This is a genomic window from Limnobaculum eriocheiris, from assembly GCF_021010575.1.
Classification (GTDB): domain Bacteria; phylum Pseudomonadota; class Gammaproteobacteria; order Enterobacterales; family Enterobacteriaceae; genus Limnobaculum; species Limnobaculum eriocheiris.
The window spans coordinates 60,002-80,122 of record NZ_JAJNAG010000013.1; the positions used below are offsets into that span (position 1 = coordinate 60,002).

The window sequence follows — 20,121 nt, forward strand, 5'->3', positions numbered from 1 at the left end:
AGTGAACTTTAAATTATGACAAGAGTAAACAGAAAACCGTGAATGAGCATGTAGATATACAACGATTGGCGAAACTTCGCACCATGGTGCCGGAAATGCGACGCGTCCGGCATATCCACTTTGTTGGTATTGGTGGAGCAGGCATGGGCGGCATCGCTGAGGTTCTGGCTAACGAAGGTTATCAGATCAGTGGTTCCGATTTGGCGCCAAATGCTGTCACGCAACAATTAATTGCGCTGGGTGCAGAGATTTATTTCAACCACCGGGCAGAAAACGTTAAGGGTGCCAGCGTTGTTGTGGTTTCAACCGCTGTTCCTGCGGATAATGCGGAAGTAGTCGCTGCTCGTGAAGCACGTATTCCGGTTATCCGCCGTGCAGAAATGCTGGCTGAACTGATGCGTTTTCGTCATGGCATTGCTATTGCCGGTACCCACGGCAAAACAACGACCACCGCATTAGTGACCGGTATTTATGCTGCGGCAGGTTTAGATCCGACCTTTGTTAATGGTGGTCTGGTTAAAGCCGCCGGAACTCATGCTGCGTTAGGTTGCAGCCGTTATTTGATCGCGGAAGCCGATGAGAGCGACGCTTCGTTCCTGCATTTACAGCCGATGGTTGCCATTGTGACCAATATTGAAGCCGACCATATGGATACCTATCAGGGCGACTTCGAAAACTTAAAGCAAACGTTTATTAATTTCCTGCACAATTTGCCGTTTTATGGTCGGGCAGTGATGTGTGTGGATGATCCTGTCGTGCGAGAGCTTATTCCGCAGGTAGGCCGTCAGGTGATTACCTACGGTTTCAGCGAAGATGCTGATGTTCGTATTAAAGATTATGAACAGAAACGCTCTCAGGGGTTCTTTACCCTTTGTCGTCATGATAAGAGCGATTTAAAGGTGATGCTGAACGCGCCGGGCCGTCATAACGCCCTGAATGCGGCAGCAGCGGTAGCGACCGCAACGGAAGAGGGCATTGGTGATGATGCTATCGTTCAGGCGTTGGCTAATTTCCAGGGAACCGGGCGTCGTTTTGACTTTCTGGGCAAATTTGAGCGTGAAGGCGGTGGTGACATCATGCTGGTTGATGACTATGGACATCACCCAAGCGAGGTGGATGTCACCATTAAAGCGGCCAGAGCCGGTTGGGAAGAGCGTCGCTTAGTGATGATATTCCAGCCGCACCGTTATTCGCGTACCCGTGATCTGTACGACGATTTTGCTAACGTACTGTCTCAGGTTGATGTGCTGTTTATGCTGGATGTTTATCCGGCGGGAGAAGCGCCAATTCCGGGTGCTGACAGCCGTTCACTGTGTCGTACCATCCGCGGGCGCGGCAAGTTGGATCCAATTTTTGTATCAGATGTCGATACACTACCGGATATGCTGCAACAGGTATTGCAGAGTGGCGATCTGGTTCTGACGCAGGGTGCCGGCAATATTGGGCGCGTAGCCCGTCGGTTAGCTGAATTAAAATTACAAACAATAAATACAAACGAGGGAAATCATGACTGAGAAAGTGGCAGTCCTTCTTGGCGGGACATCAGCAGAACGTGATGTATCACTGAATTCTGGTGCTGCTGTGTTAGCAGGCTTACGCGAGGCGGGCGTTGACGCTCATCCGATTGACCCAAAAACTTATCCTGTCGCGCAGTTAAAGGCCGATGGATTCAATAAAGTATTTATTGCATTACATGGTCGTGGTGGTGAAGACGGTACGCTGCAAGGGCTGTTAGAGTTCCTTGGTCTGCCTTATACCGGTAGTGGTGTGATGGCGTCTGCATTAACCATGGATAAATTGAGAACTAAATTGCTATGGCAAGGCTCTAACCTTCCGGTATCGCCTTATGTTGCATTGAACGCCGAACAACTGGCGCAGGTTGATACCGATGCCATCATTAAACAGCTGGGTTTACCGCTGATTGTGAAGCCAAGCAGTGAAGGTTCAAGCGTTGGTATGAGCAAGGTGAATGCTGCTGCAGATTTACTGCCGGCATTAAAAGAAGCCTTTAAACATGACACCAGCGTACTGGTTGAGAAATGGTTGAGTGGTCCGGAGTTTACCGTGGCGATTTTAGGGGATGAAGTACTACCTTCTATCCGTATTCAGCCAGCCGGTGTGTTTTATGACTATCAGGCAAAATATATCTCTGATGATACGCAATATTTCTGCCCGAGCGGTTTAAGTGATGAGCTGGAGAGTCAAATTCGGGCGTTAGCATCGGCGGCTTATAAAGCCGTAGGCTGCCGGGGCTGGGGTCGTGTGGATGTAATGCAGGATAGCGATGGTCAGTTTTACCTGTTGGAAGTGAATACGGCACCGGGCATGACTAACCATAGTCTGGTACCGATGGCAGCACGTCAGCATGGTTTAAGTTTTTCTCAACTGGTTGTTAAGATTTTGGCGTTGGCTGATTGATATGTCCCAGGCAGCAAGAAACATCCGTGATGAGCAGGAAAGAGAGAGCACCGGGCATAGTAACGGAACTCAGCTCATCGGCCTGATCTTTCTGCTGATGGTAATAGGTACCGTAGTGTGGGGATGCTGGGCGGTTATTCACTGGATGAATGATGCTGAGCGCTTACCGCTTTCTCGCTTAGTGGTGACCGGTGAGCGGCATATTACGACCAACGATGATATTCGGCAGACCATCCTGTCGTCGGGTGCGCCGGGTACTTTTATGTCTCAGGATGTGGACGTACTGCAACAGCAGATTCTGCACCTGAAATGGATTAAACAGGCCAGTGTACGTAAGCAATGGCCTGATGAGATTAAGATTCATATTGTGGAATATGTTCCTTACGCTCGCTGGAATGACCTTCAGCTGTTAGATAAAGATGGCAATGTATTCAACATACCGGCAGAGCGAGTGAGCGATAAGAATCTTCCTCTGCTGTATGGCCCGGAAGATGGGGAGAAAGAGGTTCTGGAAGGATACAACAGCATGAATCAGGCGCTGGCCGCCGCAAAGTTTAAGCTGAAGACCGTGGCAATGAGTGAACGCCGCTCATGGCAGCTAGTGTTAGATAATGATGTGCGCATCGAGCTGGGAAGAGAAAACCGAACCAAGCGTTTAGAGCGCTTTATCGCTCTCTATCCTACGCTGTTGCAGCAAGTACCTGCGGATAAGCGTATTGCCTCTCTGGATATGCGTTATGACACGGGTGCAGCGGTTGGTTGGGCGCCCGCATTTATTGACAGTCAGGCAATTTTTTCTGATTGAGTTAAACAACAACAGAGTCAGGCAATTAATAATGATCAAATCGACAGACAGAAAACTGGTGGTTGGACTGGAAATTGGCACAGCAAAAGTCGCTGCGCTGGTTGGAGAAGTACTGCCTGACGGTATGGTTAATATTATTGGCGTAGGAAGCTGCCCGTCCCGTGGAATGGATAAAGGCGGTGTTAACGATTTAGAGTCAGTAGTGAAATCCGTACAGCGGGCTATTGACCAGGCAGAATTGATGGCCGATTGCCAGATTGCTTCTGTTTATCTGGCACTGTCCGGTAAACATATCAGCTGTCAGAACGAAATTGGCATGGTGCCTATCTCTGAAGAAGAAGTGACACAGGAAGATGTGGAGAGCGTGGTTCATACCGCTAAATCGGTACGGGTTCGTGATGAACACCGAATTCTGCATGTGATCCCTCAGGAATATGCCATTGACTATCAGGAAGGCATCAAAAATCCGGTAGGACTTTCCGGTGTACGGATGCAGGCGAAAGTGCATCTGATTACCTGCCATAACGATATGGCGAAAAATATTGTTAAAGCGGTAGAACGCTGCGGACTTAAGGTAGATCAATTAATTTTTGCCGGTTTAGCCTCAAGCTATGCAGTTTTGACGGAAGATGAACGTGAGCTGGGTGTCTGCGTGATTGATATTGGCGGCGGAACCATGGATATCGCTATTTATACTGGCGGCGCTCTGCGTCATACTAAAGTTATTCCTTACGCTGGCAATGTAGTGACCAGTGATATCGCTTATGCATTCGGAACTCCGCCAACGGATGCCGAAGCAATAAAAGTGCGTCATGGGTGCGCGTTGGGTTCTATCGTCAGTAAAGATGAGAATGTGGAAGTTCCGAGCGTTGGTGGAAGACCGCCGCGCAGTTTACAGCGTCAGACGTTAGCTGATGTGATTGAGCCGCGTTATACCGAGCTGCTTAATCTGGTAAATGATGAAATTTTGCAGGTGCAGGAACAACTGCGTCAACAAGGGGTTAAGCATCACTTAGCCGCCGGTATCGTGTTAACAGGGGGAGCCGCTCAGATTGATGGTTTAGCTGAGTGTGCTCAAAGAGTGTTCCATACCCAGGTGCGTATTGGACAACCACTGAATATCACTGGACTAACGGATTATGCGCAAGAGCCTTACTACTCAACGGCAGTAGGACTGTTGCACTACGGTAAAGAGTCTCACCTCAGAGGCGAGACTGATGTAGAAAAAAGAACATCTATGCGTAGCTGGGCACAACGTTTGACCGGTTGGTTACGTAAAGAATTTTAATCAGTAGTGCAATTAACGTGTTTTAAGCGATAATTCATTGCGTAAGAGTTAAAACGGAGAGAGAAATTATGTTTGAACCAATGGAGCTAACCAACGATGCGGTGATTAAAGTCATCGGCGTTGGCGGCGGCGGCGGTAATGCTGTCGAACATATGGTGCGTGAGCACATTGAGGGCGTTGAATTCTTCGCCATCAATACCGATGCTCAAGCTTTGCGGAAAACGGCCGTTGGCCAGACTATCCAGATTGGTAGTGGTGTAACCAAAGGCTTAGGCGCAGGTGCTAACCCTGAAGTGGGTCGCAATTCTGCAGAAGAAGACCGTGAACAACTGCGTACTGCACTGGAAGGTGCCGACATGGTGTTTATTGCTGCCGGCATGGGTGGTGGTACCGGAACCGGTGCTGCACCAGTAGTGGCTGAAGTGGCAAAAGATTTAGGTATTCTGACCGTTGCCGTAGTCACTAAACCGTTTAACTTCGAAGGTAAAAAGCGTATGACTTTTGCAGAGCAAGGCATTGCCGAACTCTCCAAACATGTTGACTCGCTGATTACTATTCCTAATGACAAGCTGCTGAAAGTATTAGGCCGTGGTATTTCACTGCTGGACGCTTTTGGTGCAGCGAACGACGTATTAAAAGGCGCGGTGCAGGGTATTGCAGAACTGATTACCCGTCCGGGCTTAATGAACGTTGACTTTGCGGACGTGCGTACAGTGATGTCTGAAATGGGCTACGCCATGATGGGTTCAGGTATTGCCCGTGGCGAAGACCGTGCTGAAGAAGCAGCCGAAATGGCTATCTCCAGCCCGTTACTGGAAGATATCGATCTGTCTGGTGCCCGTGGCGTTTTGGTTAACATCACCGCTGGTTTTGACCTGCGTCTGGATGAGTTCGAAACCGTTGGTAACACGATTCGTGCATTTGCATCGGATAATGCCACCGTGGTTATCGGTACTTCTCTGGATCCGGACATGAGCGACGAACTGCGCGTGACCGTGGTTGCAACCGGTATCGGTATGGACAAGCGTCCTGAAATTACGCTGGTCTCTAAATCACCGGCCACTCAACCCGTTGACCATCGTTATGCTCAACATGGTCTGGCTCCTCTGCAACCGCAAGAGAGCAAGCCTGCTGCAGCTAAAGTGGTTAATGACCAGGGTGTTCAGCCGAACAAAGAGCCTGATTATTTAGATATTCCAGCCTTCTTGCGCAAACAGGCTGATTAATTAGGCTGTTAACGCTGAATGATTTGGATTCTCCGCTCTTTATGCTAAACTGGCGCGGAGACCGTGGTGTAAACTACGGCAAATTGGATCAACAATGCGAGATAATACGATGATTAAACAGCGGACACTAAAACGCATCATTCAAGCTACTGGCGTCGGTCTTCATACCGGGCGCAAGGTTAGCCTGACTCTGCGTCCGGCCGCAGCTAATACGGGTGTCATCTATCGTCGTACTGACTTGAATCCACCGGTTGATTTTCCGGCAGATGCAAAATCCGTGCGTGATACCATGCTGTGTACTTGCCTGGTGAATGAAGATGACGTGCGTATTTCGACTGTGGAACACCTTAATGCTGCGTTAGCAGGATTAGGCATCGACAACATTATTATTGAAGTTGACGCACCAGAAATTCCAATTATGGATGGTAGTGCGGCACCTTTCGTCTACTTACTGTTAGACGGCGGAATTGAAGAACTGAACGCACCTAAGAAATTTCTGCGTATTACTCAGCCTGTTCGCGTCGAAGATGGCGACAAGTGGGCTGAACTGACACCTTTTAACGGTTTCAGCTTAGACTTTACTATCGATTTTAATCATCCGGCGATTGATTCCGGTTCACAACGCTATCGTATGAATTTCTCTGCCGATGCGTTTGTTCGTCAGATCAGTCGTGCCCGTACTTTCGGGTTTATGCGTGATATCGAATATTTACAGTCTAAAGGTCTGTGCCTGGGTGGCAGCTTCGATTGTGCTATCGTAGTAGATGATTATCGTGTGCTGAACGAAGATGGTTTGCGTTTTGAAGACGAATTTGTTCGTCATAAAATGTTGGATGCTATCGGTGATCTGTTTATGTGTGGTCACAACATTATTGGCGCATTTACTGCGTTCAAATCTGGTCACGCATTAAACAACAAGCTTCTGCAAGCAGTATTAGCGAAACAGGAAGCCTGGGAATACGTTACTTTTGAAGACGAAGCTGAAATGCCACTGGCATTCAAAACGTCGAGAACTGTACTGGCTTAATCGCCCGGACCCTATCAGGGTTTTTTAGTACGACTTAAATTATTACGGCTTGTTGCGCTGGTTACTCTCTCTCCAGCTAGTGCAGCAAGTCGTTCTAGTTTCTCCTTCAGCCTTTTTGGGCTTCTTGCTGCCAATTCTTTCAACTGTTTTGCACTTTGTTCACTCAGCTGACGTGCTGGCGCATCATCTTTTGTGTTTTCCGGAATATAGCGATGGACTAAATTTTCAGCAGTTTGCTTATTTATGCTTAACTTTGGATTAATCTTTATGTCGATTGACACTAAAGATGGTAATATTTCTACCCTGAGTGTGCTCAATAATGTTTGTTGTTCGTAACGTAAAAGTGTCAACCAACTGGCATTTGCCACCTCAAGGACTAAAATACCTTGACGGTAGTTAGCAACTCGACAGAATTCGTGCAGTTGTTTAGGTAACAGAGCCTTAACTGCCTTATTAAGTTTTATCAGCGCTATGGCCCGTTGCTGAACGTTTCGCAACAGGTCGGTATCATCAAATAGCGTATCTAATAATAATGGGCGACTATCGCGCATATGCAGATTCCGGCAGGTAATAGTTAGTTGATAATGGGCATTTTAAATCGTTGGCGACAATTTGGCAGGCGTTATTTTTGGCCGCACCTCTTATTGGGGGTTGTGGCAGCCGGTATTGGCGCGCCCGCAAGCCTGAACGGTTTACCTCAACAAGTTTCATTATCTGCAGCCTTTTCAGACGTTAACCCAATTAATCCGGCGGTTCCGGGCGTTGGTCAGTTGGCGTTATCCCGCGAAATTAACACCCGGCCACTGCAAAATCTTAATCCGTGGCAGCATTTCGCGATTCGTAATTACCTTACCCGTCTTGCCGTTTCATTCCCTCAGGATGAAGATATCCCTGATGAAGTGAAGGTCAGTGATGATAAGTTAACCCTTAGCCATCACGCACTTCTGGATTCATTATCGATACAAGCGGCAATTGAGGCAACGCTACCTTCAACAGTATCGCGTCTAATCCCCTTTGAGTCGACTTTTATCCTTCACCCTGTCAGATTTTGGCTGAGTAAGGTTCAGGGTATCCGCGCAGGTCCTTCTTCATACGCATAATAATCCCGGTAATGAGTCTATCCTTGTTACTTTGGGCGCATTTTTTCTGATTTTTTTCTTTGAATTCATACTGCCGGATAAGGCAGTACTAAAGAGACATTTAGACCTATGTTAACTAAATTAATGACAAAAGTTTTCGGTAGTCGTAATGACCGGACACTGCGCCGTATGCGTAAAAGCGTTGAGGCTATTAACCGCCTTGAGCCAGAATATGAAGCATTATCTAACGATGAACTGAAGGCTAAAACCGAGGTGTTTCGTGAGCGTCTGGCTAAAGGTGAGTCGCTGGAATCCATTATGCCTGAGGCGTTTGCCGTAGTGCGTGAAGCCAGTAAGCGCGTATTTGGTATGCGCCACTTTGATGTGCAGATGATTGGCGGTATGGTGCTGAACGACCGCTGTATTGCAGAGATGCGTACGGGTGAAGGTAAAACATTAACCGCAACTCTGCCAGCCTATCTGAATGCCATCACGGGCCGTGGTGTACATGTGGTGACCGTGAACGACTATCTGGCACGGCGCGATGCGGAAAATAACCGCCCACTGTTTGAATTTTTGGGTTTAACCGTTGGTATTAACTTGCCGGGTATGCCACCTCCGGCAAAACGCGAAGCCTATGCTGCGGATATTACCTACGGCACCAACAACGAATTTGGCTTTGACTACCTGCGCGATAACATGGCGTTCAGCCCTGAAGAGCGCGTTCAGCGTAAGCTTTACTATGCGTTGGTGGATGAGGTTGACTCCATCTTAATCGACGAAGCGCGTACTCCGCTGATTATCTCTGGTCCTGCGGAAGACAGCTCTGAGCTGTACAAGAAAGTTGATAAAATTATTCCTAAATTGTTACGTCAGGAAAAGGAAGACTCCGATACTTTCGAAGGTGAAGGTCACTTCTCCGTTGATGAAAAGAGTCGTCAGGTTAACCTGACCGAACGCGGTCTGGTACTGATTGAACAGCTGTTGATGGAAGCCGGGATGATGGAAGAGGGCGAGTCGCTCTATTCACCTGGTAATATCGTATTAATGCATCATGTCACCGCAGCACTGCGTGCTCATGCCCTGTTTACTCGCGACGTTGACTATATCGTTAAAGATGGTGAAGTCATTATTGTTGATGAACACACCGGTCGTACCATGGAAGGCCGCCGCTGGTCTGATGGTTTGCATCAGGCGGTAGAGGCAAAAGAAAGAGTTGAGATCCAGAATGAGAACCAAACTCTGGCTTCTATCACCTTCCAGAACTACTTCCGTCTGTATGAAAAACTGGCCGGTATGACCGGTACCGCAGATACTGAAGCGTTCGAATTCCGTCAAATCTACCGTTTAGACACCATTGTCGTGCCAACCAACCGCCCAATGGTTCGTGATGATATGCCGGATCTGGTCTATATGACCGAGAAAGAGAAGATCGACGCCATCATTGAAGACATTAAAGATCGCAGCTCCAAAGGGCAGCCGATTCTTGTTGGTACGATTTCTATTGAAAAATCAGAAGTGGTTTCTAACGAACTGAAAAAAGCTGGCATTGCTCATAAAGTTCTGAACGCCAAATTCCATGAAATGGAAGCCGAAATCGTCGCTAACGCAGGTCAGGAAGGGGCAGTCACTATTGCTACCAACATGGCGGGCCGTGGTACCGATATCGTGCTGGGTGGCAGCTGGCAGAGTGAGCTTGCTGAACTGGAAGAGCCAACAGAAGAGCAAATTCAGGCGGTTAAAGCAGCATGGCAGGAACGCCACGATCGCGTACTGGCAGTCGGTGGTTTACATATTATCGGTACTGAGCGTCATGAATCTCGTCGTATTGATAACCAGTTGCGTGGCCGTTCTGGTCGTCAGGGTGACCCGGGTTCATCACGGTTTTACCTGTCGATGGAAGATGCCCTAATGCGTATCTTCGCTTCTGACCGTGTAGCTGGCATGATGCGTAAGCTGGGTATGAAGCCTGGTGAAGCCATTGAACACCCATGGGTAACCAAAGCTATTGCTAACGCTCAACGTAAAGTAGAAAGCCGTAACTTTGATATTCGTAAGCAACTGCTGGAATTTGATGATGTTGCTAACGATCAGCGTCGTGCCATTTATGCGCAACGTAATGAATTGCTGGATATCAGTGACATCAGCGAAACCATCGACAGCATTCGTCAGGATGTGTTTACCACCGTGATTGATAACTATATTCCACCTCAGTCTCTGGAAGAGATGTGGGATGTACCGGGGCTGGAAACTCGTCTGAAGAACGACTTTGACCTCGAGCTGCCGATTGCACAATGGCTGGATACTGAACATGATCTGCACGAAGAGACGCTGCGTGAACGTATTGTTGAAGAGGCCGCTAAAGTTTATCACCAGAAAGAAGAGGTTGTGGGTGATGAGATGATGCGTAACTTTGAGAAAGGCGTGATGCTGCAAACTCTGGATACCATGTGGAAAGAGCATCTGGCAGCGATGGACTATTTACGTCAGGGTATCCACCTGCGTGGTTATGCGCAGAAAGATCCTAAGCAAGAATATAAGCGTGAGTCGTTCTCTATGTTCGCCAACATGCTGGAAGCGCTGAAATATGAAGTTATCAGCGTACTGAGCAAAGTTCAGGTACGTATGCCAGAAGAAGTTGAAGCGGTAGAGCAGCAACGCCGTGAAGAGGCAGAACGTTTAGCTCGCCAGCAGCAGTTTAGCCATCAGGAAGAGAATGCGCTGGAAGAAGAGCCGGCACCTAATCAACCAATGGTGCGGGAAGAACGTAAGATTGGTCGTAACGACCCATGCCCATGCGGTTCCGGTAAGAAATATAAACAGTGTCATGGTAGTTTGCAGTAAGTTTGTTAAGAGATGAGAGTGCCGGTAGGCGCTCTCAGACTGATGACAAACCAGATGAATTAGCTTCAATAGACATTCCGGTCGTAAAAACTAAAGTGCTTATATTAACTTTGTGCTCGACCGGAAAACAGTCTGTACTTGGCCTCAGCGCATGTCGGGCCTGGTCTGCCTACGGGCACTTCGTTGGCTTACGCCAAGTCGACCCCCACGGCAGCCCCTCCCGACAATTAGCCATGTTAAGACATAAAACTGAATTATATGATTTTATCATTAATCTAGAGCGCCTGTTGGCGCTCTCTTTCTATTAATACAAAAGTAACTGACCTATGAGTATCCCTATGAAGCGAATCGAAATAGCCGTTGGAATCATAATTGATATTAAGCAGGCGATATTTGTTACCCAACGGTTTAAAGATAGCCATCTTGCCGGTTATTGGGAGTTTCCCGGTGGAAAAGTGGAATCAGGAGAAGATGCAGAACAGGCGCTAAGGCGCGAGCTTCAGGAGGAAGTAGGCATTGAGATGACTCACTCCAGCCTGTTAACAACGCTGGAATATGACTATCCCGATCGCCAGCTAACGTTACACTTTTTTATCGTGGATGGCTGGCAGGGTGAGCCTGAAGGACGTGAAGGTCAGGTTTCCCGCTGGATTGAAATTTCACAGCTAAATGCTGTAGAGTTTCCGGAAGCAAATCAGCCGGTGATTGCTGAGTTAAAGCAGCGTTACCGCACAGTATAGTTAACAGACCATGCGGTAACCTTTAAAGGAAAAGAAGGGGGAAACTTACTTCTCTTCTTCGCTCCATTCATCGCTATCGGATTGGTCACCTGAGCTGGGAATACGTTTCTCTTCATCGGCCCATTCACCTAAATCAATTAGCTGGCAGCGCTTACTGCAAAATGGCCGATAAGTGCTTTGTTCATTCCAGATAACCGGTTTTCCACAGGTAGGGCAGTTTACCTGAAGGGGGGTGTCACTCATGAAATACTCCCAAATAACATAATCAATAGTAAAACCAAAAGGTTATTCGTTAAAGATGATAACCTGACATTGCTGATGTCAATGGTTAATGGCACCAGCAAATAATGACTAACAGCAGGCAATTTCAAAATTAAATCTTTCCGGTGTCTCTCCGATGTCGCTGTCAAATGGCATAAAACGTATAGCGAAGCGAGACTTATGACCAGAAACCTGTGGATAAAGCTGGTAGGCTGAATCAACACGAATGCGCAAAATATCGCTGTCTTCAGCGGTATCCTGATAAAAGCCGTTCAGGCTGGTCTGTTTCTGGAAGGCACCGGACTGCCGAATTAATTCCAGGCAGGCATTAAGCGCATTACTCAGCGGCGTTATGGTTTCAATCCATTCAGCTACCTGCTCGTCTCGCTGCAATTTAGGATTATGTAGCCACATATGCAATACGGGCAAATCAAAGCTGCAACAGCCGCCAGGAATACTTAAGCGTTGGCGAACCATACTGATAAGGCGGTCATCTTTCAGCTCTTGCCCAAGGCGAGGGGCCGCCAGTAACGTATTTGAATGCTCTTTCAAAGTATGGCGTAAGCTACTAAGACGCTCACTATCAACACCGGGAACATCAATCCACTGTAATAACTTATGTTGCTGACGTTCAAGCTCTTTAACCAGCTCGGTACGAACATCACCACGATCTATGATGTCCAATAATTCGCTGACCGTGCGAAAAAAGCTCAATGTGTTGGTTAAATTAGTCAGGGAACGATTGTGTTGTAATTGTTGTAGCAGGAATTCAAGGCGTAACCAGGTACGGACTTTTTCATTAAGCGGATGTTCAAAAAGTATGTTCTGGGATAAATCACTCATATCGACAAATCCTGCTTGTTGAATTGGTTGGCTAAGGTTAAATATTTTTGATGCAAGAGGGCGATTTGCGGTATTAGCGCTTCAGGTTCCCGATCGTTATTTAACACATCATCTGCATGAGACAGGCGTTCAGCGCGGGAAGTTTGGGCAGACAGAATTTGTTCTGCCAGGAGTAAGCTGCTTCCATCGCGGGCCATTATTCTGCTTAATTGCGTCTCTCTGCTAACATCCACCACTAACACACGGTTAGCGCGGGAACATAGATTATTCTCTATCAGTAATGGGACAACCCAAAGCAGATAAGGTGCCGTTATATCTGCAAATTGACGTTGGGTTTCCTGTTGAATCAGGGGATGGAGCAGGTTATTTAGCCACTGCTTGTCAGCCGAATGGCTAAAAATACGCTCACGTAACTTTTTACGGTTCAGCGTACCATCAGCCAGCAGCATTGAAGGACCAAAATGGTGAGAAATTTGCCGGAGAGCATCACGGCCCGGTTCTACTACCTGACGGGCAATAATATCAGCATCGATGACAGGAACGCCCAAACGGGAAAACTCATTGGATACGGTTGATTTTCCGCTACCAATTCCGCCGGTAAGTGCCACGATATAACTCATATAAAAGCCTGTAACAGTATTGATAGCTCAATAATAAAGGGATCTCACAGAAGTGCAAGCCATCCGGCAATGGCAAGAAAAGGACCAAATGCAATCCTGTGGTTTCTGGTTTCTCTGTTCCGCTTAATTAGCAGAAAATAAATCAGACCGCTCAGGCTGGCAGTTACCATAATAGCGGGTAGTGCTTCTACTCCAGCCCAGGCACCAAGCCCCGCCATAAGCTTAATATCGCCGCCCCCCAGTCCGTGCAGACCTTTTAGCAGTCGAAATAGTATGGCAGGTATCCAAAGGAGTGTGTATCCAATGAGTGTTCCTGTCAGGGATTCAGATAAAGATAGCGGCGATAAACCCAACAGGGAAAAAATCAGCCCACTCCAAATTAGTGGCAGAGTAAATATATCCGGCAGCAGTTGATGAGATATATCAATGAGTGATGCAGTCAGCAGCCATAGGGTTATCACTAACAAAATAGCGACTCTGACAGGGTCATTAACTGAGGCTGCAATTATCATAAATAATAAGCTACAGAGCAGTTCAGTTAAGGGGTAGCGGAAATTAATCGTCCGACGGCAAGACCGACATTGGCGACTAAGACATAGCCAGAGAGTGGTGGAGGCGCAAAATAGTGTCGAAAATGGTTGCGAGCAGTGAGGGCATAACGGATGGAAAAGTGAAGCCAGTGAAAGTTTTGCCGACTCGTCAGGTAAAGGAGACTCGATATTGATTATCTGGTGATATTGTTGCCGCCAGTGGGCAAGTAAAACGTCGGGAATTTGCCGGGCAATGTGTGTGGTCAGATTGCCACTTAGCAAACCAAATAATCCAAAACTGAGGATTATAAAGGCGTTATCCATGAATTGCCTTAATCTGCTTTTCCGCAGATAAATTTACGGGATTATAGCTGAAATTTTTTGAAAATCTCAGACTTGTTCATTAATTATTCATGTGTATGATAACGTCACTGGAAATGGCCAACATTCAGCTTATAGCTAATTTGCGATACGTCGCCAAAAACCAGGAAAACTACAGATATGCGCATTGAAGAAGATTTGAAGCTGGGCTTCAAAGATGTCTTAATCCGTCCTAAGCGTTCCACGCTGAAAAGTCGTTCTGAAGTAGAACTTGAACGCACCTACACCTTTAAACATTCAGGTCATCAGTGGTCCGGTATTCCTATTATTGCTGCGAATATGGATACCGTGGGTACCTTTACCATGGCTGAAGCATTAGCCTCTTTTGATTTACTGACTGCGGTACATAAGCATTATACCGTTGAGCAATGGCGTGAGTTTGTTGCCCGCGTACCGGAGTCTGTGCTGCGTCACGTTATGGTATCAACCGGAACATCAGAAGCGGACTTTGCCAAGCTGGGTCAGATTCTGGCACTTTCACCTGCACTGAAATTTATCTGTATTGATGTGGCAAATGGCTACTCTGAGCATTTTGTTGCCTTCCTGCGTAAAGCGCGTGAAGCCAATATGGATAAAGTTATTTGTGCCGGTAACGTGGTTACGGGTGAGATGGTTGAAGAACTGATCCTTTCCGGTGCGGATATCGTTAAAGTCGGCATTGGTCCTGGCTCTGTTTGTACCACGCGGGTGAAGACCGGCGTTGGTTATCCTCAACTGTCAGCGGTAATTGAATGTGCGGATGCAGCACATGGCCTTGGTGGTCAAATCGTCAGCGATGGCGGTTGTACAACACCGGGCGATGTGGCTAAAGCTTTTGGTGGCGGAGCGGACTTCGTTATGCTGGGCGGAATGCTGGCTGCTCATGAAGAGTGCGAAGGCAAGATTATCGAAGAGAACGGCAAACAATATATGCAGTTCTACGGTATGAGCTCTGAATCGGCAATGAACCGTCACGTAGGTGGTGTTGCTGAGTACCGTGCAGCGGAAGGTAAAACCGTAAAACTGGCTTACCGTGGTTCAGTAGAGAACACCGCCAGAGATATTCTCGGTGGTCTGCGTTCTGCCTGTACCTATGTGGGTGCTGAACGTCTGAAAGAGCTAACCAAACGCACGACTTTTATTCGGGTTGCAGAGCAGGAAAACCGGGTCTTCGGACAAGGCTAAACCTGGCCTGAGTTCTCAGAACATAAAATAAAGTGCGCCAGAGGGCGCACTTTTAGTCATTAAGATAGCCAATTGTCAGGCCAAACCTAACGATTAAGCCGAACTCACTGCGTTAATGTCATGGGGGTTACTACTAATCCGCCTTGCGGTAGAAATCTGGCGATTTGCCCAGAATACCGTCAGTAATCTCTGTAATCCGATAAAACCAAACAGCAGAATGCCGATAACAATCTTGGTCCACCAGGAACTGAGGGTGCCATCGAAGTTAATGTAGGTCTGGATTAATCCCTGAATTAACACACCAAACAGGGTACCAAATACGGTACCAACACCACCGCTCAATAGGGTTCCTCCGATAACCACTGCGGCAATGGCATCCAGCTCAACCCCAATTCCTGCCAGTGCATAACCTGCCGAGGTATAGAAAGAGAAAACAATACCCGCCAGGGTTGCCAGCCCGGTAGAAAGCATATAAATACCAATCGTGGTTTTGCGGGTTGAGATCCCCATCAATTCAGCGGAGGTGGCGTTGCCGCCAATGGCATAAACATTGTTACCAAAGCGCGTTTTATGGGCAAGAATCATACCGAAAATGACGACCAACAGCATAATAACGGCTAACAGGCTAAAGCGCCCGCCACCAGGAATTTTCCAGGCTACGGCGGATAATGTACTGTATAACGGATGATCGATAGGAATTGACTGTTCTGAAACTAAAAAGCTAACGCCTCGCAAAAAGAACATCCCGGCCAGCGTAATAATAAAAGCGGGGATTTTTAAGGTGTCAATTAACCACCCCATCAGCGCCCCAAATGAACAGCCCATTACCATAATAATGACAAAGGCGGTAAATGGGTCAAAACCCCATTCACCAATAGCTTTAGCTAAAAATACTCCGGTAAAGGCAATCACTGAACCGACGGAAAGGTCGATACCACCGGACAAAATAACGAACGTCATACCTACGGCAACAATACACAGAAAGGCGTTATCCGTCAGTATATTGCAAATAACCCGGGTAGAAGCAAAACCGGGAAAGCGGGCAAAGCAGAACATATAGCCCATCACGAAAACGGCAATGGTAATCATCAGGGGAAGGTGGCGTTTAAACATGACCGGCTCTCCTTTTAAACAAACGGATAAACGCCGGCGACTGCAAGACCAGAACCAGCAATACAACTAACGCTTTAACCACCAGATTCCACTGGGGCTGATAGCCGGAGAGTAAAATACCGGTATTCATTCCCTGAATAATCAACGCGCCGGTGAGGGAGAGTGCCAGACTAAAGCGACCACCCATTAGTGAGGCGCCGCCAATAACGACGGCGAGAATGGCATCCATCTCCAGCCATAAACCGGCATTGTTAGCATCGGCACCGCGAATGTCGGCAGCAACAATCACACCGGCGATAGCCGCGCAAATACCGCTAAGAATATAGGTCGACATCACTACTATACTGGTATTCACACCGGCATTTTTAGCCGCCCGAATATTAATGCCCGTAGACTCAATGAATAGCCCCAGTGCGGTTTTACGGGTAAGCAGCCAAAGCAGTACAAATACCGCAACTACAATAGAGACTGGCGTTGGTAAAAACAGGAAAGTACCGCTGCCAATCCATGCCAGGGCCGGGTCATTAAAGGTGACTATTTGCCCTTCAGTAATGAGTTGAGCGATGCCGCGACCTGCCACCATAAGCATCAGAGTGGCAACGATAGGTTGTATTTTGAAGATGGCGACCAGAAACCCATTCCATACGCCACATAATGCGCCGGCACCGAGAGCAGCAAGCAACACCAGATACAGTGGAAAACCGGCGGTTGTCATGCTGGCGGCGGTTGCTCCGGCAATGGCCATTACGGCACCAACGGAAAGGTCAATACCACCGGTAGCAATAACCAGCGTCATACCCAGAGCGAGAATAGCCACAGGAGCGCAGCGGTTCAGAATATCAATAATACTGCCAAACAGACGACCATCCTGAATATGGATATCGAAAAAGTTATTAGCCACCAGCGCATTGACAATTAAAATGACAACCAGGGCGGTGACCTGAGCAATGCCTTTAGGCAGGCTGAACCCCTTTCTGTTTGCCGATGGAGTAGGAGGTACTGAGTGTGATGTCATGCGATCCTCCCTTAAGCCGCAATGGCGTTCATAATGGCGGGAACGGACAGTTGCTCCGCTGGAATTTCTGCAATTTGCTTACCATCCCGTAAAATAATGACCCGATCGGCGTAACCAATAAGCTCTTCAAGTTCAGAAGAGATAACCAGCAGTGCCAGACCATTGGCGCACAGCGTTTCAATCAGGCGTATGATTTCCGCGTGAGCGCCTACATCAATACCTCGGGTTGGTTCATCAAGGATCAAAAACTGGGGTTTGGTCACCAGCCAACGAGAGAGCAGCACTTTTTGCTGATTGCCCCCGGAAAGAAACTGAATGGGTTGTTCTGCGCTTGGGGTTTTTATTCCCAACTGACGAATAAAACGCGCGGCGATGTCATCTTGCTCTTTACGTGAAATAGGGTGTAGCCAACCGCGTTGGGTTTGCAGCGCCAGAATAATATTTTCTCTGACCGATGCCGCTGCAATAATGCCTTCTGTTTTACGATCTTCCGGGCAGAAACCAAAACCCAATGATGATGCCTGCCGTGCCGATTTTATTTTTACTTCCCGACCTTTCACCCAGGCTTTACCACTGTCAGCGGGCTTAATACCAAAAATAATTTCAGCCGTCTCGGTTCTGCCTGAGCCCAGTAGCCCAGCCAGTCCAACCACTTCCCCCGGGCGAACCTGTAAATCAAAGGGAAGAATAGTGCCTTTTTTACCATAGTGTTCAAAAGCGACCGTTGGCTTATCACATTCTCAATGTACGCCCGGCACGACGCAGGGCATTGTCTTCCAACTCTCTGCCAAGCATCATTTTTACCAGTTCAATTTGTGGCAGTTCGGCAGTAACACGGGTACCTACTAATTCGCCATTACGTAATACGGTTATGCGGTCGGTAACGGCGTACACTTGTTCAAGGAAGTGGGTGATGAAAATCAGGCTGACGCCCCGATTGCGTAAATCGCGCATAATACTGAACAGTAACTCTACTTCACTGGTATCCAGACTGGCAGTAGGTTCATCAAGGATCAATACTTTAGCGGAAAGATCAACGGCCCGGGCAATGGCGACAATTTGCTGCATGGCGACCGAGTAATAGCCCAGTGGCTGGGTAACATCCAACTCAAAACCATAGCTAGCCATAATCTTCTGAGACTGGCGAATAATCTCCTTTCGATTTACCAGACCAAATTTTTTAGGTTCGCGGCCAATAAACAGATTATCGGCTACCGACATATTAGGCAGTAGGTTAACTTCCTGATATACCGTGCCAATACCAAGAGACTGGGCATGAGCCGTACTGGTTGGATTAATCTCTTTTCCTTCCAGAAAGATTGTTCCACTGTCTTTTGGGTAAACACCCGTTAGTGCTTTAATCAGGGTCGATTTACCCGCACCATTTTCCCCCAGCAGCGCCATAATTTCGCCGCGACGAAGCGTCAGTGAAACATCGTGCAGTGCTCTGACGCCGGGAAAAGATTTACTGATCCCTTTGATATCCAGAAGAGTATCGTCTGAGTGCTGTTGCTCTGCCATAGAGTCCCCTGTTTTCACTGGTGATAACACTGTTAATACGTTTGCTGACAGATATGACCCGGAACCGCTGCTATGTTTTGGGCATAGCAGCGGGTGAAGCAGGTTAACTAATGTTAGTAACCCATATTTTTCTTCAGTTCGATTTGCTGTTGGGCGCTGTCCGGACCAAAGGCTTTAGATTCGGTCAGGATAACTTTAGGAGGAATAGTGCCGTCTTTCTTATAGGCTTGCAGTGCATCAAATGCAGGGCCGGCCATATTAGGCGTTAACTCAACGGTCAGATTAGCTTCGCCAGCCTGCATGGCTTTAAAGATGTCCGGTACGGCATCAATGGAGATGATTTTAATATCGCTGCACGGTTTTAAACCCGCTTCTTTAATGGCCTGAATGGCACCAATGGCCATATCATCGTTATGCGCATAAACTGCGCAAATATTTTTGCCGCGATCTTCGGCTTTAATGAAGCTTTCCATGACTTCTTTACCCTTACTGCGGGTAAAATCGCCGGATTGAGTACGAACGATTTTTATTGAAGGCGCTGAAGCAATAGCATCCGCAAAGCCTTTTTTACGATCTAATGCAACGCTGGCGCCAACGGTGCCTTGCAATTCAACAACGTTACAGGTTTTGCCCGCCATCTCTTTTACCAGCCACTCACCGGCAACTTTACCTTCGTAAACGTTATCCGCAGTAACTACTGACATATAAAGCGACTTATCTTTAGCGGTAATATTGCGATCTAACAGGAAGACGGGAATTTTCGCATCTTTAGCTTCTTCCAGTACCGGCTCCCATCCGGTCTGCACTACCGGAGCAATAAAGATGGCATCAACGCCCTGAGCAATAAAAGAGCGTACTGCCTTAATCTGATTTTCCTGCTTTTGCTGGGCATCAGCAATTTTTAGGGTAATACCGCGCTGTTTAGCCTGTTCTTTTGCGACAGACGTTTCTGCAGCTCGCCAGCCTGATTCAGAGCCAATTTGTGAAAAGCCAACGGTAAGGGATTGTGCATAAGCTGTACCGGAAAGAAGTGTTGCGATGGAACTTACGAGCAATAAGCGTTTTAGCATGTTACTTTCCTCTAATAAAATTTAGCGGGTTGGTAAGGCCGTAAAATGATTGGGTCGTGACGCAGATTTAGTGGTAATGATTGATCGTCAGATACCATCCGATGATCTTATCGTGCATTTCTTCTGACTTTGAGAAGCAGATAGTCTTGCGGGTCAACCGTTTAAGATGGGTTCGC

The 20,121-nt window shown here is 47.5% G+C and carries 19 protein-coding genes and 1 pseudogene; 10 read left to right on the forward strand and 10 right to left on the reverse strand.

Translation table 11 applies throughout. The features are described 5' to 3' along the window. Positions 1-83 precede the first annotated feature (83 nt). From murC to lpxC, 6 genes are all read left to right on the forward strand, one after another. Positions 84-1,514, forward strand: coding sequence for a UDP-N-acetylmuramate--L-alanine ligase (gene murC / locus LPW36_RS08040; protein ID WP_218652067.1), 1,431 nt, complete (start codon positions 84-86; stop codon positions 1,512-1,514). Continuing rightward, positions 1,507-2,418 carry a D-alanine--D-alanine ligase gene (locus tag LPW36_RS08045; protein WP_230608976.1) on the forward strand — a complete coding sequence of 304 codons (912 nt, stop codon included), beginning with the start codon at positions 1,507-1,509 and terminating at the stop codon, positions 2,416-2,418. Before murC ends, LPW36_RS08045 begins: the two co-directional genes overlap by 8 nt. Position 2,419: 1 nt before the next feature. Next, positions 2,420-3,223 carry a cell division protein FtsQ gene (gene ftsQ / locus LPW36_RS08050; RefSeq protein WP_230608978.1) on the forward strand — a complete coding sequence of 268 codons (804 nt, stop codon included), beginning with the start codon at positions 2,420-2,422 and terminating at the stop codon, positions 3,221-3,223. A 31-nt stretch (positions 3,224-3,254) separates the two neighbouring features. Continuing rightward, positions 3,255-4,511, forward strand: a complete 1,257-nt coding sequence (gene ftsA, locus LPW36_RS08055) for a cell division protein FtsA (protein ID WP_108900158.1) — start codon at positions 3,255-3,257, stop codon at positions 4,509-4,511. A gap of 68 nt (positions 4,512-4,579) precedes the next feature. Further along, entirely contained in the window at positions 4,580-5,737 is a 1,158-nt protein-coding gene (gene ftsZ, locus LPW36_RS08060; protein WP_130592326.1) for a cell division protein FtsZ, read from the forward strand. Positions 5,738-5,846: 109 nt separating this feature from the next. Beyond that, positions 5,847-6,764 carry a UDP-3-O-acyl-N-acetylglucosamine deacetylase gene (gene lpxC, locus LPW36_RS08065; RefSeq protein WP_168189713.1) on the forward strand — a complete coding sequence of 306 codons (918 nt, stop codon included), beginning with the start codon at positions 5,847-5,849 and terminating at the stop codon, positions 6,762-6,764. A 14-nt stretch (positions 6,765-6,778) separates the two neighbouring features. Here the strand turns inward: lpxC and LPW36_RS08070 are convergent, their stop codons facing one another. After that, positions 6,779-7,315 carry a DUF721 domain-containing protein gene (locus LPW36_RS08070; protein ID WP_230608981.1) on the reverse strand — a complete coding sequence of 179 codons (537 nt, stop codon included), beginning with the start codon at positions 7,313-7,315 and terminating at the stop codon, positions 6,779-6,781. A gap of 33 nt (positions 7,316-7,348) precedes the next feature. Here LPW36_RS08070 and secM point away from each other — a divergent pair, with 33 nt between their 5' ends. The 3 genes from secM to mutT all read left to right on the forward strand — a co-directional run bounded on the left by secM (position 7,349) and on the right by mutT (position 11,427). Then, positions 7,349-7,864, forward strand: coding sequence for a secA translation cis-regulator SecM (gene secM / locus LPW36_RS08075; protein ID WP_230608987.1), 516 nt, complete (start codon positions 7,349-7,351; stop codon positions 7,862-7,864). 108 nt (positions 7,865-7,972) lie between these two features. Continuing rightward, positions 7,973-10,687 (forward strand): preprotein translocase subunit SecA, encoded by a 2,715-nt coding sequence (secA, locus tag LPW36_RS08080; protein WP_230608994.1) that lies wholly within the window; start codon positions 7,973-7,975, stop codon positions 10,685-10,687. Positions 10,688-11,025: 338 nt separating this feature from the next. Next, positions 11,026-11,427 (forward strand): 8-oxo-dGTP diphosphatase MutT, encoded by a 402-nt coding sequence (mutT, locus tag LPW36_RS08085; RefSeq protein WP_230608998.1) that lies wholly within the window; start codon positions 11,026-11,028, stop codon positions 11,425-11,427. A gap of 45 nt (positions 11,428-11,472) precedes the next feature. Here mutT and yacG read toward each other — a convergent pair whose 3' ends face one another. From yacG to LPW36_RS08105, 4 genes are all read right to left on the reverse strand, one after another. Continuing rightward, complete coding sequence (yacG, locus tag LPW36_RS08090; protein ID WP_130592321.1) at positions 11,473-11,670, reverse strand: DNA gyrase inhibitor YacG; 198 nt, start codon at positions 11,668-11,670, stop codon at positions 11,473-11,475. Between the two features lie 108 nt (positions 11,671-11,778). Further along, positions 11,779-12,531 carry a cell division protein ZapD gene (gene zapD / locus LPW36_RS08095; RefSeq protein WP_230609000.1) on the reverse strand — a complete coding sequence of 251 codons (753 nt, stop codon included), beginning with the start codon at positions 12,529-12,531 and terminating at the stop codon, positions 11,779-11,781. Then, complete coding sequence (gene coaE, locus LPW36_RS08100; RefSeq protein ID WP_230609002.1) at positions 12,528-13,151, reverse strand: dephospho-CoA kinase; 624 nt, start codon at positions 13,149-13,151, stop codon at positions 12,528-12,530. The genes zapD and coaE overlap by 4 nt, the downstream gene beginning before the upstream one ends. Before the next feature lie 44 nt (positions 13,152-13,195). Beyond that, the gene (locus LPW36_RS08105; RefSeq protein ID WP_230609004.1) at positions 13,196-14,005 is read right to left on the reverse strand and encodes a prepilin peptidase; all 810 of its coding nucleotides are present in this window, start codon (positions 14,003-14,005) and stop codon (positions 13,196-13,198) included. A 177-nt stretch (positions 14,006-14,182) separates the two neighbouring features. Here LPW36_RS08105 and LPW36_RS08110 point away from each other — a divergent pair, with 177 nt between their 5' ends. Beyond that, the gene (locus LPW36_RS08110; protein ID WP_230609006.1) at positions 14,183-15,226 is read left to right on the forward strand and encodes a GMP reductase; all 1,044 of its coding nucleotides are present in this window, start codon (positions 14,183-14,185) and stop codon (positions 15,224-15,226) included. Between the two features lie 93 nt (positions 15,227-15,319). On the opposite strand, the gene yjfF is transcribed toward LPW36_RS08110, so the two are convergent. The 5 genes and pseudogenes from yjfF to LPW36_RS08135 all read right to left on the reverse strand — a co-directional run. After that, entirely contained in the window at positions 15,320-16,339 is a 1,020-nt protein-coding gene (gene yjfF / locus LPW36_RS08115) for a galactofuranose ABC transporter, permease protein YjfF (protein WP_230609008.1), read from the reverse strand. Next, entirely contained in the window at positions 16,332-17,354 is a 1,023-nt protein-coding gene (gene ytfT / locus LPW36_RS08120) for a galactofuranose ABC transporter, ATP-binding protein YtfT (RefSeq protein ID WP_230609010.1), read from the reverse strand. The genes yjfF and ytfT overlap by 8 nt, the downstream gene beginning before the upstream one ends. A gap of 11 nt (positions 17,355-17,365) precedes the next feature. After that, positions 17,366-18,875 (reverse strand): annotated as a pseudogene (ytfR, locus tag LPW36_RS08125) (galactofuranose ABC transporter, ATP-binding protein YtfR). Between the two features lie 113 nt (positions 18,876-18,988). Then, positions 18,989-19,945 carry a galactofuranose ABC transporter, galactofuranose-binding protein YtfQ gene (gene ytfQ / locus LPW36_RS08130; protein WP_230609013.1) on the reverse strand — a complete coding sequence of 319 codons (957 nt, stop codon included), beginning with the start codon at positions 19,943-19,945 and terminating at the stop codon, positions 18,989-18,991. A gap of 67 nt (positions 19,946-20,012) precedes the next feature. After that, positions 20,013-20,121 (reverse strand): IS1 family transposase (locus LPW36_RS08135; protein ID WP_230608631.1); only part of this gene is annotated, 109 nt, incomplete at its 5' end.